Source organism: Mesorhizobium sp. B4-1-3 (assembly GCF_006439355.1).
GTDB lineage: Bacteria > Pseudomonadota > Alphaproteobacteria > Rhizobiales > Rhizobiaceae > Mesorhizobium.
The window spans coordinates 56,162-71,536 of sequence record NZ_VFTG01000018.1 but is presented as its reverse complement, the minus strand read 5'-3'; the positions used below and the strand labels follow the sequence as shown (position 1 = coordinate 71,536).

The 15,375-nt window shown below is 61.1% G+C and carries 15 protein-coding genes; 4 read left to right on the top strand and 11 right to left on the bottom strand.

All coding sequences use genetic code 11. From position 1 onward, the window contains the following. Window positions 1-82: 82 nt before the first annotated feature. Window positions 83-2,017 (bottom strand): ABC transporter substrate-binding protein, encoded by a 1,935-nt coding sequence (locus FJW06_RS21010; protein WP_246674744.1) that lies wholly within the window; start codon window positions 2,015-2,017, stop codon window positions 83-85. A 123-nt stretch (window positions 2,018-2,140) separates the two neighbouring features. On the opposite strand from FJW06_RS21010, the gene FJW06_RS21005 reads away from it, so the two are divergent. The 4 genes from FJW06_RS21005 (at window position 2,141) to FJW06_RS20990 (ending at window position 6,565) form a co-directional block, all read left to right on the top strand. Next, a complete protein-coding gene (locus tag FJW06_RS21005) occupies window positions 2,141-3,094 on the top strand; it encodes a LysR substrate-binding domain-containing protein (RefSeq protein WP_140754105.1) in 954 nt (317 codons plus the stop codon). A gap of 189 nt (window positions 3,095-3,283) precedes the next feature. After that, window positions 3,284-4,252 (top strand): ABC transporter ATP-binding protein, encoded by a 969-nt coding sequence (locus FJW06_RS21000; RefSeq protein ID WP_140754104.1) that lies wholly within the window; start codon window positions 3,284-3,286, stop codon window positions 4,250-4,252. Beyond that, complete coding sequence (locus FJW06_RS20995; protein ID WP_140754103.1) at window positions 4,249-5,199, top strand: ATP-binding cassette domain-containing protein; 951 nt, start codon at window positions 4,249-4,251, stop codon at window positions 5,197-5,199. Before FJW06_RS21000 ends, FJW06_RS20995 begins: the two co-directional genes overlap by 4 nt. Before the next feature lie 118 nt (window positions 5,200-5,317). Continuing rightward, the gene (locus tag FJW06_RS20990; RefSeq protein ID WP_140754102.1) at window positions 5,318-6,565 is read left to right on the top strand and encodes an FAD-dependent oxidoreductase; all 1,248 of its coding nucleotides are present in this window, start codon (window positions 5,318-5,320) and stop codon (window positions 6,563-6,565) included. A 150-nt stretch (window positions 6,566-6,715) separates the two neighbouring features. On the opposite strand, the gene FJW06_RS20985 is transcribed toward FJW06_RS20990, so the two are convergent. The 10 genes from FJW06_RS20985 to FJW06_RS20940 all read right to left on the bottom strand — a co-directional run bounded on the left by FJW06_RS20985 (window position 6,716) and on the right by FJW06_RS20940 (window position 15,375). After that, on the bottom strand, window positions 6,716-7,912 hold the full coding sequence (locus FJW06_RS20985; RefSeq protein ID WP_348644066.1) for an FAD-binding oxidoreductase: 1,197 nt from the start codon (window positions 7,910-7,912) through the stop codon (window positions 6,716-6,718). A 115-nt stretch (window positions 7,913-8,027) separates the two neighbouring features. After that, window positions 8,028-8,711: an amino acid ABC transporter permease gene (locus FJW06_RS20980; RefSeq protein ID WP_140754101.1), complete on the bottom strand. Its 684-nt coding sequence runs from the start codon at window positions 8,709-8,711 to the stop codon at window positions 8,028-8,030. 3 nt (window positions 8,712-8,714) lie between these two features. Then, window positions 8,715-9,407 (bottom strand): amino acid ABC transporter permease, encoded by a 693-nt coding sequence (locus FJW06_RS20975; RefSeq protein ID WP_140754100.1) that lies wholly within the window; start codon window positions 9,405-9,407, stop codon window positions 8,715-8,717. 118 nt (window positions 9,408-9,525) lie between these two features. Further along, window positions 9,526-10,338, bottom strand: a complete 813-nt coding sequence (locus tag FJW06_RS20970) for a transporter substrate-binding domain-containing protein (protein ID WP_140754099.1) — start codon at window positions 10,336-10,338, stop codon at window positions 9,526-9,528. Window positions 10,339-10,391: 53 nt separating this feature from the next. Continuing rightward, window positions 10,392-11,066, bottom strand: coding sequence for an amino acid ABC transporter ATP-binding protein (locus FJW06_RS20965; RefSeq protein WP_246674757.1), 675 nt, complete (start codon window positions 11,064-11,066; stop codon window positions 10,392-10,394). A 665-nt stretch (window positions 11,067-11,731) separates the two neighbouring features. Then, the gene (locus FJW06_RS20960) at window positions 11,732-12,994 is read right to left on the bottom strand and encodes an ABC transporter substrate-binding protein (RefSeq protein WP_140754098.1); all 1,263 of its coding nucleotides are present in this window, start codon (window positions 12,992-12,994) and stop codon (window positions 11,732-11,734) included. Window positions 12,995-13,044: 50 nt separating this feature from the next. Further along, a complete protein-coding gene (locus FJW06_RS20955) occupies window positions 13,045-13,476 on the bottom strand; it encodes a hypothetical protein (protein WP_140754097.1) in 432 nt (143 codons plus the stop codon). Next, window positions 13,473-14,528, bottom strand: a complete 1,056-nt coding sequence (locus tag FJW06_RS20950) for an aldo/keto reductase (RefSeq protein ID WP_140754096.1) — start codon at window positions 14,526-14,528, stop codon at window positions 13,473-13,475. Before FJW06_RS20950 ends, FJW06_RS20955 begins: the two co-directional genes overlap by 4 nt. Further along, window positions 14,525-14,884, bottom strand: a complete 360-nt coding sequence (locus tag FJW06_RS20945; protein WP_140754095.1) for a TIGR04076 family protein — start codon at window positions 14,882-14,884, stop codon at window positions 14,525-14,527. Before FJW06_RS20945 ends, FJW06_RS20950 begins: the two co-directional genes overlap by 4 nt. Before the next feature lie 2 nt (window positions 14,885-14,886). Then, window positions 14,887-15,375, bottom strand: a complete 489-nt coding sequence (locus tag FJW06_RS20940) for a DUF3830 family protein (RefSeq protein ID WP_140754094.1) — start codon at window positions 15,373-15,375, stop codon at window positions 14,887-14,889.

The following is a 15,375-nucleotide window of genomic DNA, read 5'->3' as shown; positions in this document are numbered from 1 at the left end:
GCGTAATTCAGCACATCAGCATCCGCGCCGTGAGGGACAGGTTCAGCCAGGCGGCGGTTCCGCCGGCTGAACTTCAAGCTCGTCAGTCAGCCTTCTTGGTAACGGGATAGAAGTCCCACGCACCGTAGAGGATCATGTTGTGCACGTAGCCATCGATGTTGCTGCGGGTGACGATATAGCCGAAGTCCTCCCACAGGAACTGCGTCGTGGCGTAGTCGTAAGACATGTCCTGCAGTTTGGCGTAGATCGGTTCGCGCACGGCCGGATCGGCCGAGGCCCAGGCCTGATCGAGAAGCGGCTTGAACTTCTCGGCCATGAGATTGCGATATCCCTGTCCGAGCATACCGCCGACCAGACCGGTCGGGGACAGATAATAGGTCGCAGCGCCCAACGGGCCGCCCGGATCGGAATAGTCGGGACCCCAACCCATATAGGTGAGCGGCGAGGCAGGTTTTGCACGGTTGTTGAGCTTGTCGGAGATCGAAGACCACGGCAGTGACTGGATCTTCATCTTGAACTTCGGGTTGATGCGCTGCAGTCCCTGCTGGAGCGCTGAAAGCGCCGCCGTACCTTGCGGCGTACCCTCCTGGACATAGGCCGTGAAGGTGAAGCCGGTGTCCCATAGCTTGCCGCCGAAGGCCTTCTTGAAATGCTCCGCAGCCTTTGCGGGGTCATAGCTGTAGATCGGCGAATCCGCGCGATATCCCATGATGCCGCGCACGGTCGGGCCATGTGCCTGGACCGTCTTGCCGAGCAGCGCCTGCTTGATCAGCGCCTGGTAGTTCTGGGCATAGTTGAAGCCCTTGCGGACATCGATGTCGGAGAAGAAGTCTGGCGGGATGCCGTTGCCGTCCAGCTTGCCGCTGCCGATCGCGGGATTGTCGGCATCATCCAGCGGCCAGGCAAAGTAGAGGCCGCGGCTGAAGACCTTGGGCAGGCCGTCGATGACCTTGACGCCGTCCGTCTTGGAGAGTTCGTCCAGGAATTCGACAGGCGCCGTCACGAAGTCCGCATCGCCGGAAAGCAACTGCAAGCGGCGCGTCGTCCATTCCGGAACGGTGCGCATGACGACGCGCTCAAGCGAGGCCGGCCCCATGAAATAATTGTCGAAACGCTTCAGCGTGATGCGGCGATCGGTTCGGTCCCATTCCTCGAGCATGAACGGGCCGGTGCCGTTTTCCTCGGCAAAAAGCGGATCGTCGCCGAGCTCGGGGCGATAGTACTTCTCCCAAGTGTCGCCATTGCCATCCCAACCCCCGACAGAGGCGACCCATTCCTTATCGACGATCGAGGCACCGAACGGCAGTGCCAGCACGCCAAGCGTGGCGGGGAAGGATTTCGGCAGCTTCAGCGTGACGTTGTCGCCTTCGACTGTGATTTGCGAAGCGAGTTCGTCATAGACCTTTCGAAGCGCCTCGGGACTGGCGTCCTTGATATCCGGCACCTTGCCTTCGGCCTCTGCCCATTTGGCAACGTCGGTGTATTTGCTTCCCGACATTACCTCGGTGATGGCGTTGGACATCCAGGATTGACCCATGAGGATCGCGCGCAGCAGCGAGTAGCGCACGTCTTCGGGCGTGATCTCGCCATAGCCTGGTTCAATCTTGGCCTTCTGCTCGCTGGTCAACCCGTCATAGTACTGCCAAGTGATCTTGCCGTCGTCACCCTTGATGCCGACCTTGTGGGCGTGGACACCCTTGCGGATCGGGAACGTATAGCTGACCGAACCGTCGGCGTTCTGCTTGATGAGGCCGTTTTCCAGGCTGGGCACCTTGGACGACAGAGACGGTACGAATTCGGAGATCTGGGAACCGTTATAGTTCAACAAGCGACTGTAGACGTTCAACACGCCGTAGGAGCTCGGCGTGTTTGCGATATAAGCAGGATCGAATGACTGTACATCGTCAGTCCAGAGGAACACGAAGGTTCCCGGATTCTTGGTTTCTGCCGTCGCCTGCGACGCAACGGAGCCAATGCCGATGCAGAATGCTACCGCCAGGGCACGTTTGATTTTCATGAAGATGTTCCCACAATTGACGCAAGGTCTTTTTATCGTTGCGGGGAAAGCTAGGAGGACGCTTGCACCACTGTCCAATGCGTAGATAGGATCGGTTATGCGAATTGTGCATGAGGGTCGATCGTGGAGCTGGCCTGGTTTGAGGATTTCCTCGAAATTGCCGCGACGCGGAATTTTTCCACCGCGGCCGCGTCTCGAAATATCTCGCAGCCAGCCTTCAGCCGCCGTATCAAGGCGTTGGAAGAGTGGGTGGGTGCCGAACTTATCGACCGCAGCACATATCCGGTGCACCTCACCAGCGCCGGCAATATTTTCGTTCCGCGTTGCCAGGAAATGCTTCGCGACATCTATCGCCTGCGGACCGATTGCCGCAACGCCGCCGGCGCCAGTTCACGGCTGCTGACCTTCGCCGCGCTTCATACGCTGGCTATCTATTTCTTTCCCAAGTGGATCAGCCAGCCCGAACTGCCTGACGCGCCGGTCCGCAGCAGCATGCACACCGGCGATTTCCTCGAATGCGTCGACCATCTCTCGTCCGGCAAGTGCGACTTCGCCATCACATACGATCATCCAGACGGTCCGCCAGTGCTGGAAGGCGGCCCCTTCGAATCGCTTCAAATCGGTAGAGATCGCCTTGTTCTGGTGTCTGGCGTCAGCCCCACGGGAGCACCGCTCTTCGATGTCGACGTGCCAGAAGGAACCCGCATCCCCTATCTCGCCTATTCCTGGAGCGACGGCTATCTCGGCAAGCTGATCTCGCTGATCCAGTCGCGCTGGCGGCGCCCGCTCAATCTCAGCATCGTCTACCAGTCATCGCTGGCCGAAGGCTTGAAGCAGATGGCGATCGCGGGCCAAGGCGTGGTCTGGCTGCCGCAGATATGCGTTCAGAAATCGATAGCGCAAGGCGAATTGGTCCAGATCGGCGGACAGCAGATGTCGCTTGAGATCGAGATCAGGATTTTCCGACGCGTGGGGACACGCAGCCGAGACGGCGAGGCGCTGTGGAAGCATCTGTCGCGGACAGCCGAACAGGCGAACGGACGCAACCTGGTCGATGCGGCACTGGCGATGCGCTAGTTGATTGGGGGTCATGCGAAATCCGATAGGTCGATGCAGATTTTGCATAACCACGAAAGGCCGACCGGAAAACCCGATATTCGCTCAAGAGATGATGTGCGAGGAGCATCCCGACGGCACCCGGGCCGGGAGCAACTGGATGACCCAGGCATCGGCCCCTATTGACAGGCGATAGGCTCACTGCGTTCGATGCCCCGCTTCGCGCGAGCGAACGCGCCCGGAGTGCCTTCCTTGACCCTCAAATCCGCCGCCACCGTGAACCTTGCCGATGACGTGATCCTGTCGGTCGAGACCCTTGAAGTCTGCTTCGGGTCAAGGATGACGAGGGCGGTGCGGGCCGTTCAAGGCGTTTCGTTCCAGATCAGGCGTGGCGAGACGCTGGCGTTGGTGGGCGAATCCGGGTCGGGCAAGTCCGTGACAGCCATGACCGTGATGCGCCTGACAGAATATGATGGCGCTCGGATCACCGGCGGTCGCATCCTGATGAGGCTCAAGGACGGCGGCGTCGTTGATCTGGCAAAGCTATCGGAAAAGCGCATGGAGGGGCTTCGCGGTTTCGAGTTCTCGATCGTGTTCCAGGATCCGATGTCGAGCCTCAATCCGGTGTTTACCGTTGGCGACCAGATCGCAGAAGTGGTTACGCGGCATCAAGGCAAGTCGCCGCGCGAGGCCCGCGAAGTCGCGCTGAAGGTGCTCAGGCTCGTGCGTGTGCCGGATGCCGTCCGGCGGCTCGATCAGTATCCGCATCAGCTTTCGGGCGGCATGCGCCAGCGCGTCATGATCGCCATAGCGTTGGCATGCCGACCTTCCCTGATGATCCTCGACGAACCGACCACCGCGCTCGACGTCACCATCCAGGCGCAAATCCTGGATCTTGTCCGCGCCCTGCAGCGTGAGATCGGCATGGCCGTTCTTTTCATCACCCATGACATGGGTGTCGTCGCAGAAATCGCCGACCGCGTCTGTGTCATGCTGAAGGGCGAGATTGTGGAATCGGGCGCGGTGAACCAGATTTTCGCTGATCCGCAACATCGCTACACGCGCGCGCTGATTTCGGCGGTGCCGCGGTTGGGCAGCATGGCCGACAAAGATGCACCCGAGAAATTCCCGCTCGTCATTTACAATACCGAAGCCCCGCAGCCGGAGATTCCCGCATGAGCGGACCGATCGCAACCGAAAGGAAGCCGTTGGTCGAAGTCCGCGACCTGGTCACGCGTTTCGATCTGAAGGGCGGTGTTTTTGGCGGCATCACCGGCCGGGTTCATGCAGTAGAGGGAGTTTCCTTTGATATTTTCCCCAGTGAAACGTTGGCTTTGGTTGGAGAATCGGGATGCGGCAAGTCGACCGTGGCGCGCAGCATCATGCAATTGGACAGGCCGCTGTCCGGCTCCATGCGCTATGACGGGCGGGAGATCATCGGCGCGGGAAGAGCGACGCTGGCGGCTTTCCGCCGGGAGGTGCAGATGGTCTTTCAGGACCCTTTCTCCTCGCTCAATCCGCGTATGACGATCGGGCAAGCCCTGACGGATCCCATGCGCGTCCATCGGATCGCGCGAGGCGGTGAGTTGCGCAAGCGGGCAACCGATCTGCTGGCCAAGGTGCATCTGCCGTCAGAACATCTCGAACGCTACCCCCACGCCTTCTCGGGCGGCCAACGACAGCGTATTTGCATCGCCAGGGCATTGGCGCTCGACCCCCGCCTGCTCATCGCGGATGAGGCGGTCGCCTCGCTCGACGTCACTATCCAGGCCCAGGTCATCAACCTGCTGATGGATCTTCAGCATGACATGGGAATCGCCATTCTGTTCATCAGCCATGACATGGCCGTGGTGGAACGTATCGCGCATCGTGTTGCCGTCATGTATCTGGGCGAGATCGTGGAGATCGGTGATCGCCGATCTGTCTTCAGCAACCCGCAGCACCCTTATACGCGCAAGCTGCTCTCGACGGTTCCCGTCGCTGATCCTAAGCAGCGGCCGGTCGGGCGGGAACCTATGTCCGATGAAATCCCCAGCGCCGTTCGCGGCGTCGATTTCGTTCCCATCCGTCTGCCGATGAAAGCGGTTTCATCCACCCATTTCGTGCGCCAGACGGCGCTTGCCTAGGCGAGTGCTTGTTGACTGAGCTTGGCGCAAAGAACGGGCAGCCTTTGGGCGGTTGCCTGGCAAGCAGCGCCAGCTAAGGTTTGTAGGCTCGTGGCAGGGTATTTGAACAAGGAGCGACATGCCGGTTTCGATTGGGAGCGTGGTTGTCATTGGCGCGGGCATCATCGGCGTCAGTTCAGCGCTCTATCTGAAACGGGCGGGGCTGGACGTAACAGTCATTGATCCTCTGCCTCCCGGCAGCGCGACGTCGTTCGGCAATGCCGGAATGGTCAGGCACGATTGCAACGTGCCCGTCGCGATGCCTGGAATGCTGCGACAGGTACCTGGCTGGCTGCTCAACCCACTCGGACCGCTTGTGCTGCGGCCAGACTATGCGCTGAAGGCTGCGCCCTGGCTGCTTCGATGGATACGCGCCGGCAGGATGGATCGCGTCAACATCGCGGCCGATGCTTTGTACAAGCTGCATAAGGGCAATCTTGCTTGCTACCGCGACTTGATTGGTGACGGCGCCTTCGAGACTCTTATTCGCGAAGTGGGCGGCATCCAGATATGGGAGAGCGAAGCGCTTGGCCTCTCCGACCGTGTCACGGCCGAACTAAACAGCCGGCAAGGTGTCGTCACGGAACCTTTGTCCCGCCGGGATCTCGAGCGCCTGCTGCCGGGCATTTCAGGCATAGCGAAACGCGGCCTGCTCTATCCCAACAACGCCCATACGATCAATCCGCATCGCTTGGTCATGGCGATTGCGGACGGGGTGCGCCAGGCTGGCGGCGTCTTTGCAACGGAACGCGTGCTTAAGATCATTCCCCGCGAAGGTGGTGGCTACACGTTGATGACGAACACCGCCAACCGCAAGGCCGACGCGGTGGTGATCGCCGCTGGCGCCTGGTCGAACCAGTTGCTCGAGCCGCTCGGTGCAAGCCTGCCTTTGGAGACCGAGCGCGGCTACCACCTCATGCTGCCCTCGCCGTCAGTCGAATTGCCGATGCCGCTGCAAATGAAGAACCGCGGATTCGCGCTATCGCCGATGGAACACGGCTTGCGGCTCGCCGGCACGATCGAGATCGCTGGTCTCGAAGCCGCACCCGACGAGCGCCGCTCGGAAATTCTGCTCAGGCACGCCCGGGCACTCTTCCCCGACCTCAAGGGTGGCGAGCCGACGATGTGGATGGGCCATCGCCCGTCCCTGCCCGACAGCGTGCCCGCGATCGGAAAAGTACCGAAACAGCGCGCTTTGTACATTGCCACTGGACATGGGCATACGGGCATGATCGGCGGCGGCTCGACGGGACGGCTGATCGCCGAACTGGTCACCGGCAACAAGCCTCAGATCGACCCGGCCCCCTATTCGCCGGCACGATTCTAGAGCAATTCCAGGAAAAGTGTGTGCGGTTTTCCGTTCGGAATTGCATAAAAACAAAGAGCTAGAGCGGTTCGCCGTTTCCATGAAACGATGAAACGCTCTCGTCTAGGCGCCAACCGGCAGCCCCCCGAACTTACGCCGAAATGGCTGGCGCTATGCGGCACGCGCCGAGCGGCGCTCGCGAAGAAAGTCCATTCCCTGGTAGGCCCAGTAGGTCAGTTGCGCCGCCGCGGTGCCGAATGGACCGCCATTCCATGCAAAGCTGAACGGCTCAAAGAGGCGATAACGATCGCTTTCTTGCGCAATCGCCTCGGCGACCACCCTGGCGCCTATGGCTGTGGTATTGAGGCCGTGGCCGCCGAAGCCGGTGCAGGACCAGACATTCGGCATCAAAGGGCCGATCAAGGGCATCAAGTGCCGGGCGTAGGCCATGAGCCCCGACCATGCCGTCTCGATCTTCAGAGCTCCCAGTTGCGGGTAGGTCGCAGCGATCTCTCGACGGATCACTGCGGCGATGTCGCGTGGATCGGTCGTGCGTGTGGTGATCCGGCCGCCCCACAGCAGCCTGCCGTCCACGACCCGGTAATAATCCCCTGCCCGGCGCCCATCGCTGACGCCGGCCTTGGTCCGGATCGCGCCGGCGATCAGGTCGGGCGCCAGCTCGCTCAACACAACATAGGTGGCGATCGGCAGGAAGGAACGCCGCAGTGCGGGCACAATGCTGTCGGTATAGCCGCCTCCGGCCAGGACCACGGTCGCGGCCTTCACTTCGCCTGAAGGCGTCCGTACGGTTTTTTCCTGCCCGCCGAGATCGACTTGTACCGCTGGGCTGTCTTCGTGGACGCGACCGCCCAACCTTACGATCTCGCGCGCAAGAGCCCGCGCATAATTCAACGGATGAAAATGAAATGAGGCCTCGTCCAGAAGCGCCTGGTGATATTTATTGGACAGCAACAGACCTTGAACTTCTTCGCGCGTCAGAAGGCGCAAATGGCGACCGAATTCCGCCTGCTGTTCATCGCGCAGCTGCTCAAGCGCCCTGGTGTTTTCATAGCGCGATACGCGCAGAATGCCGGGCGTGACGTTCGCGTCGGAAATGCCGAGGTCTCGGATCGCCTCCTCGACCATGGTGACACCCTCCATCGACAGGCGGAACAGCGCCTTGGCATGGTCGGGCCCTACCCGCTTCAGGACCTGGCTGGCACGTGCCGCCCAGCCCGGAGACACGAACCCGCCATTACGGCCGGAGGCACCCCAGGCTATCCGGCGCGACTCCAGCACGGTCACGCCGCGCCCTTTGCTGGCAAGTTCGAGCGCGACCGTCAGGCCCGCGAGTCCGCCGCCAACGATGCATATCTCGTGTTTCGCTTACCGGCAATGGCGGGATAGGCCGCCCCCGAGGATAGTGTTCGCGTGTAATAGGTGTCGACGTAAGGAGGCATGATGGTCGGTTTCCGCGCGGGGCTCAATCGAGGTTGACGACGCGCGTGCCGCCCACCTTCCGCTCGGCCCAGCGCGTGAAGCGCAAGACCGGATAGCAATAGACGAAATAGACCAGCGCGATCACCCCGTAGATGAACAGCACGTCGCTCGGAAAGCGCATGATCGAGATCTCGCCCTGACGCGTGAGCTCGGAAATGCCAATCACCGACAGGATGGCCGTGTTCTTGATGATGTTGACATAAACACCGCTCATCGGTGGAACCGTGAGCTTAAGCGCCTGCGGCAGCACGACGAGGCCCAATATGGGCAATCGTTTGAGCCCGAGCGCGGTGGCCGCCTCCCACTGGCCTGCCGGCACCGTGTCTATAGCCGCCATGACGATTTCGGCGACATAGCTTGAGGTGTAGACCGAGAGCGATACGAAGGCCGCCGTCTCGGAACTCCACTGCAAGGCTTCGATGCCGGTATTGGGCAGGACGAAATAGAAAACATAAAGTTGAACCAGGAACGGCGTGCCGCGCAAGATGTGGATGTAGAGGCCGAACAGCTGGTGCAGCAAGGGAATGCGCTGGCTGCGCGCCACGCCGATTAGGAAGCCCAGCACCGAACCGGCCGCGATGGCGACCAGCGAGACCCAGAAGGTCTGCACGAAGCCCGCCCAGAGAAACGGCAGGATAGCGGCGATGACATCGAAATAATGTTGCATTCGCTACACCGCGTTCCATGCCGGACCGGCAAGCCAGCGCCTGACAGCCCATGACAGGCCGAGCATTACGATATAGATCGCAAGGTAGCCGAGGGCGATGGTGAGAAAGCTTTCGTTCGGCCGCACCCTTTCGCTGTTGAGCAAAAGTCCGGCGCTGAGGAAATCGAAGACCGCGATGATTGAAAGGAGCGAAGTATCTTTGATCAGCACCGCGGTTTGGCCGAGCAAGGGCGGCAGCGTGTTGGCGAATGCCTGCGGCAGGACGATGTAGCGCAACCGCTGCAGGTAAGACATACCGACGGCCTTGCCGCCCTCGATTTGGCCGCGGGGCACCGATGCAATTCCACCGCGCACGATCTCACTCATATAGGCTGCGTTGTGCAGCGAGAGCGCAATGATGCCCAGAGTCAGCTCGCTCCAGCGGCCGGTGGCCGGGATCAGGCTCGGCAGGCCGTAATAGATCAGGTAGATCTGCACCAAGAGCGGCGTCGCGAGAATGAACGCGACATAGCCGGCCGCCGGACGCCACAGGATGGCACGGGTAGACATCCGGCAAAGCGCCACCATGGTGCCGAGTATCACAGCGGCCACGAGGCTGACAGCCGCGGCCATGAGGGTGTTTTCAAGACCCTCGGCGAAGCGATCAAGATACTGCTCGACGATGCGGTAGTTGTAAAAGTCGAGAGCCCAGTTCATCGGGTCGAAGCTTTGATGAGTTCAGTTGCAGAGGCCATCAATCAGGCCCGGTTACGCGCGCATGACGCGCGGATACGATCGGCGCGGCGCGAGCACGCAGCGCCGATCGACGAGACCGTTACTTGTGGTCTTTCTCCCAGGCGTCCGACGTCCACCAATAGGCAAGGAGCGACTGCAGCGAATTGTCCGCCGTCTTCAGCTCGACGTAATTGTCAAGCCACATCTTGAGGTGGAAGGCGTTGGGGCGGGTGGCGAAGGCCAGCGGCTCGCGCGTCATCGTCCCTTCGAGCGGCTTGAGGTTGCCGAACTGACGGACGTAGGAATTGTAGTCCTGTCCGCCAACCATGGCATCGACGCGCCCCATTGTAAGCGTCTGCGCCACGGCGGGGCCGCCGCCTGAAAACACCTTCAACGTCGCCTTAGGCAGATATTTGCTTACGGCATCGGCGTAGGTGCTGCCCTGCAACGCAGCAACCGTAACGCCTTCCTTGTTGAGATCCTGCCAGGTCTTGAACTGGGAATCCTTGCTAGCGAAGGCGAGCGTGTCGTTGAAGAACATCGGCCGCGAAAACAAAAGCTGCGAAGCGCGTTGCGGCGTCGGCGTCATGTCGCCCGCGATCATGTCGGCCTTGCCGGCAAGCAGCGCCGGAATGAGGCCCTTCCAATCATAGTCCTGGAAGACGACCTTGACGCCGAGATCGGCCGCCATCTGTTTGGCGATCTCGACCGCGAGCCCAGTGCGCTCGCCCTTCTTGTCGACGAAACTGACGGGTGGTCCCTGCGTCTGTACGGCGACGACCAGTTCGCCCTTTTTCAGGATGTCGTCCATTTCGTCCGCCTTCGTCACGCTCGTTGTGGCGAACCAGGCCGCGACCACGACGGCCAAACCCGCCGCGACCCCGCTCAGTCTACTGCTGAAACTGCTTGTCATTCGTCTCTCTCCCGTTGAGTTTTGGTTGTTTACGGTCCGGATATCTCCAAACGTCATAATATCTGCCGAAGGAACTCCTTTGTTCGCTCTTGCCTTGGCGTTTGGAAAATCTGCTGCGGGCTGCCGTCCTCGACGATCAACCCGCCATCCATGAATAACATCCGGTCGGCGATCTCGCGGGCGAAGCCCATTTCGTGGGTGACGACCGCCATCGTCATGCCCTCTGCCGCGAGGTCCTTCATGAGGTCGAGAATACCGGTGACGCTTTCCGGATCCAGCGCCGACGTCGGCTCGTCAAACAACATCACCTTCGGATCCATGGCTAAAGCGCGCGCGATTGCCACGCGCTGCTGCTGTCCTCCCGACAACTGGCTGGGGTAATGCCCGGCACGATCGCTTATGCCGACTTTTTCGAGAAGATCACGCGCCCGCCGCAACGCTTCGGACCTTGGCCGGCGACGCACGACGATTTGTGGCAGAACGACATTGTCGAGAGCGGTGCGATGCTGGAAGAGATTGAACAGTTGGAAAACCATGCCGACTTCCGATCGCAACTTGTTGAGGTCGGCGCCAGGATCGGAGACGGAAACACCGTCCACCATGATCCGGCCGGAATCGATGGTTTCCAATGCATTCAGAGTGCGAAGAAATGTGCTCTTGCCGGAACCGGAAGGCCCGAACACGACCAGTACCTCGCCTTGTCCGATCGAAGCGGTAATCCCGGCCAGTGCAAGATGCGAGCGGCCATCGTCAGACCGATAGGTCTTGCGAACATCTTCAGCGACGATGATCGGCTTTAGATCTGAGGCAGGCGAGCGTTTCACGATTCTACGCGTGCCATTCCCTGCCGAGACAGCGCCGAGGTGAGGGTCTTACAATTCCGCCGATCGACATCCCGCGCTCCGCCCCATACCCGTCGTTCGTTACGTTCTGCCGCGGTCGTCGGAAATCGGCCTTGCTGACCCAATGTGTGCAGCATCATTCGAAGCTGCTGCTCATGAAAGCCGATTGACTTAGCCAAAACAAGCAATTTCTTCGGCGCATTCGGAGCCCATGCCCTCGACACGGCTGCGACCCGCGTCGTGGTCCAAAGATGCAGGTGGCAATTCGGCCAATCGTTTACTTTCAGCCAAGCTGGAAGAGAATGTTCGCGTTCGTACTTTGGACCTAGAGGCTCGCCTGCCTTCAGCGCCTTTAAGGCTTTGCATAGCGAAATCGTCGCCGCGGTGTCAGCTTCAGGATCTGCGCTTGCGGAGGCAATGACCAACTTCAGGCGCTTTCCAGACGTGCGCCTGGCGGCGGAACCTGCTCTGCGCCGATCCAGGTGGTTACCGCACTACGTCCCCCCACACGAAAGACCCGGATCGAGCGATCCGGGTCTTTCGCAGAGGGCCTATTTGTTCAATTTCGCCTGCAACGCGTTGACGTCATCTGTCGTCATCTCGCCGTCGGTGGTCACCTTGCCGTCAACAATCTTCCACAGGCGGAATGGGCCAGTGATATCGCCAAATTTATCGAAGGCGACCGGACCGATGACGCCTTCGTAGCGGATCGGCTTTCCATCCTTGATCAGGCCGAGCGCCTTGGCGAATTCCTCCTTGCCGGCGTAGATCGGTGTGCCTGCCGGATCAACCGCCTTGTACATGGCGTCCTTGATCTTGGCCGGGTCGTCAGAGCCGGCGATGGCGATGGCAAGCCCGACGATGGCCCCGGCGTCATAGGAACGATCGGCGGCCGGGTTCGATGGCTCGATGCCTGAGAATTCCTTGTAGTTCTTGTTGAAATAGTCTGTCGACGCGGTCGGGCTGGTGCCGGAGGACGTGCCATAGGCCTCCTTGAGATAATCAGCTCCGACGGATTCAATGAAGTCGGGACTGTTCATGCCGTCATTGAGCAGGAACTTCTGCACGCCGCCTTGCGAGATCCAGGTGCGGGCAACGGTGGCGCCGTCGACCGGCGTGCTGACGAGATAGAGCCCGTCCGGTTCACCGGCGATCGCGGCCGTCACTTCCGAGGCATAACTCGACTGCTTCTCATTGTAGGGCGTGTCGGAGACGATAGTGCCGCCGAGCGCCTTATAGGCACGCGAGAACTCCGCCACCATGTTGACGCCGAAGTCGTTGTTGACGTGGATGATCGACAGTTTCTTGAAGCCCTTGTCGATAGCGTATTTGGCGGCGGCCACGCCCTGCAGCGCATCGGAGGTGATGGTGCGGAAGAAAATGCCGTTGGTCTTGCCCTCGCGGCCGAGCGCGGTCAGCGTCGGCGAAGAGGACGCAGGCGACACCTGGACGATCTTGGCCGGAGCGGTGACTGAGGTGAGGATTGGGATCGACACCGAAGAGATGATGCCGCCGATGATCACCGGCACTTTCTTGACCTGGACGAGTTGGGTCGCGGCGTCGACCGCCACATTGCCCTGGCTTTGGCTGTCGCGCGTGTCGGTCACAAGATCGCACCCACGCACGCCGCCCGCGGCGTTGATGTCGCGGAAGGCCATCTCGACCGACTTGGCACCGGCCTGACCGTATTCGCCAGCCGGGCCGGTCAGTTCCATGACCAGGCCGACGGTGATCTTGCAGTCGGCGGCGTGGGCCGCGCCCGCCAGCGTGACGAGAGCGAGCGTGGTGGTGAGTTTCAGTATCGTGTTTCTCATTGTTGTTCCCCTTGAGTTACTCGATTTTGGTTTGATCTCTCGAACCTGTCTCAGCGTTCCGGCACCTGCAGCCAGGTCTCATGCAGATGCCGCCATTCGACGCCGTTGGGCGCCGATGAACTGGTGGTGAAGACGGCGCTCGACTGGCGACGGCTGAGCTTGTCGTCGCGCAGCTGTTTCTCGACATAGAGGACGACGATCGTGTCGTCGGTTTGCCAGCCTGGCCTGATGTCCTCGATCGAGATGACAAAGCCGTCATCGCAGGTGGCGCGGCATTGCCTGACATGGTCGACGACCGCATCGCGGCCGAGGACCGCGCCGCTCGGCGCGATCATGGTCAAGCCTTCACCCATGGCGGCTTCGAAGCGACCGAAGTCGACCGCGTCGGCGCGCGCGGCAACGAACCAGTCGACGAAGAAGCGGTGCAGGTCGATCACCTCCGCGCTAGCACGGGAGAACAGTGAGGTGTCCATGGCGCTCATACCCGGCCCGCGTTCAGGTTGTAATGCATGATGGAGCCGTGGCGGCCATGGCGGTCACGCTCAAGAGTGTAGACGTCGCCCTCGAGGCCCGAGCTTTGCGCGATCACGGCGCCGATCGCCGCCCTGTCGTCAGGGCTCAGTTGGACGTCCATGATTGCCGCATTGGCAAGCGCGTGCGACTGGTTGCGGGCGCCGACGATGACGGCCGCGACCTGCGGCTGTTCCAGCACCCAGGCGCTGGCGATGGTGGCGATGTCGACGCCGTGGCGATCGCCGACTGTCCTCAATGCCTGCAGCAATTGCTGGAACAGGTCCCAGCCGCCGAAATCGTCGATGATCAGCTTGTATTTGACCAGCGAGCGGTTTTCGAGCGGCGTCGCCGGTTCGGCAGCGCCAAGCCATCGATCGCTGAGGAAACCGCCGGCAACCGAACCATAGCAAAGGAAATGCATGCCATGCTGCTTCGCCAGCGAGGCAAGGCTTTGGGCAGGACGCTGATCTAGCACGGAATATTGCAGTTGCTGACTGACCAGCGGAATGCCCGCAGCCAGGATTTCGGCGAGCCGCCGCGTGTCGAAATTGGTGGTGCCGAGATTGCGAACCTTACCCTCGCAGCGGAGCTCGTCGAGCCAACCCATCGCGTCGACATAGCGAGGCTGCGCATAGTCCCACCAGTGGAATTGCACGAGGTCGATGCGCTCGGTCTTCAGCCTGCGCAGCGACTGGTCGACGATTCCCCTGATATAATCGCGGCTGATGCCGGCCAACCGCTCAAGGTCGGGCACCAGCTTGGTGTGCACCTTCATCCTGGCGGCGACATCGCGGCCGCGCTCGTTGGCGAGCCGCAGACGCGCGGCGCCGATCAGATCCTCGACGCCGGTGTAGATGTCGGCGCAGTCATAGGTGAAGATACCGGCGTCGAAAGTGGCGATCAGGTCGGCCACCGCCTGTTCACGGTCTATCGCGCCGTGGCCGCCGGCGAGTTGCCAGCCGCCGCGAATGACGCGCGAAATGACGTAGCCTGCGGCAAGTTCGAAAGTCTTGGCGGTCATTTGTGCTCCGTTTCCGGCGGCAGCGGCACTGCCGTAGTTTCGGCATGGCTGAACCGCCGCTTGGCCAGCCTGACGATCCTGAGCCGACTGGCGCAGTTGGGATCTGGACAGGCAATCTCGGCATCCGACGTCATCCAGTCATTGGCATGGGTCGGCCGCTGCTTGGCCGCCAGCAGCGGCAGCACGGCGGCAATGGAATAGATCGAAAAACCCTGCCCCGCAGGTAGCGACAGCATCTCGCCTTTCAGCTCGAAATAGTCGCCGGCCTTGGCGCCGCAGTAGATCGGCTTACCTTCGGGGATGACTGCCTCGACGCGGAGATCGAAGAGCTCGAAACTGTCGTCGCGCTCGACCATTTTCAGATTTCCGCTCGCGTGAAGGCGACGTCGCAGGCACCATTGCGGCGAATGACCCCGCAGGCGGCAGCGAACTGTTCCCGCTGCTCCGGCAGCACTTGTGCGATGACGCTTCCAGCGAGCCAACCGATCGGGAACAAGAGCCGCGCGCCCTGCCCGTAGAACAAGCCGATGTCGAAGATCGCGTTCGGATTGCCGCCCCACATAAGCGGCGGCACATAGGAAAGCACGATGTCGCCGGGCTGAGGTGTCAGCGTCGCATTCTCGGCCGGCAAAGGCCGGGCATAGGCTTGGCCCTCCAGATGCGACGGGGGCACCGGACAGGAGATTTCAGGACCGGTCCACATCGCGTGGATGCCGGCGACCACGCGAGGCTTCTCCAGATAGCTCCAGAGAAAGGCAGCATTGTCCGGCGCCTTTTCCGGCAACAGCAGGGCCGTAGCCGATAGGCCTGAACGCGGCTCGGTGATTTTTATGGCGCCCTTTGTCAT

Bases quoted from the DNA above. Each gene is read 5' to 3' on its own strand.
- FJW06_RS21010 (WP_246674744.1), bottom strand. From the start codon at position 2,017: ATGAAAATCAAACGTGCCCTGGCGGTAGCATTCTGCATCGGCATTGGC.
- FJW06_RS21000 (WP_140754104.1), top strand. From the start codon at position 3,284: ATGCCCCGCTTCGCGCGAGCGAACGCGCCCGGAGTGCCTTCCTTGACC.
- FJW06_RS20995 (WP_140754103.1), top strand. From the start codon at position 4,249: ATGAGCGGACCGATCGCAACCGAAAGGAAGCCGTTGGTCGAAGTCCGC.
- FJW06_RS20990 (WP_140754102.1), top strand. From the start codon at position 5,318: ATGCCGGTTTCGATTGGGAGCGTGGTTGTCATTGGCGCGGGCATCATC.
- FJW06_RS20980 (WP_140754101.1), bottom strand. From the start codon at position 8,711: ATGCAACATTATTTCGATGTCATCGCCGCTATCCTGCCGTTTCTCTGG.
- FJW06_RS20975 (WP_140754100.1), bottom strand. From the start codon at position 9,407: ATGAACTGGGCTCTCGACTTTTACAACTACCGCATCGTCGAGCAGTAT.
- FJW06_RS20970 (WP_140754099.1), bottom strand. From the start codon at position 10,338: ATGACAAGCAGTTTCAGCAGTAGACTGAGCGGGGTCGCGGCGGGTTTG.
- FJW06_RS20960 (WP_140754098.1), bottom strand. From the start codon at position 12,994: ATGAGAAACACGATACTGAAACTCACCACCACGCTCGCTCTCGTCACG.
- FJW06_RS20955 (WP_140754097.1), bottom strand. From the start codon at position 13,476: ATGAGCGCCATGGACACCTCACTGTTCTCCCGTGCTAGCGCGGAGGTG.
- FJW06_RS20950 (WP_140754096.1), bottom strand. From the start codon at position 14,528: ATGACCGCCAAGACTTTCGAACTTGCCGCAGGCTACGTCATTTCGCGC.
- FJW06_RS20945 (WP_140754095.1), bottom strand. From the start codon at position 14,884: ATGGTCGAGCGCGACGACAGTTTCGAGCTCTTCGATCTCCGCGTCGAG.
- FJW06_RS20940 (WP_140754094.1), bottom strand. From the start codon at position 15,375: ATGACAAAGGGCGCCATAAAAATCACCGAGCCGCGTTCAGGCCTATCG.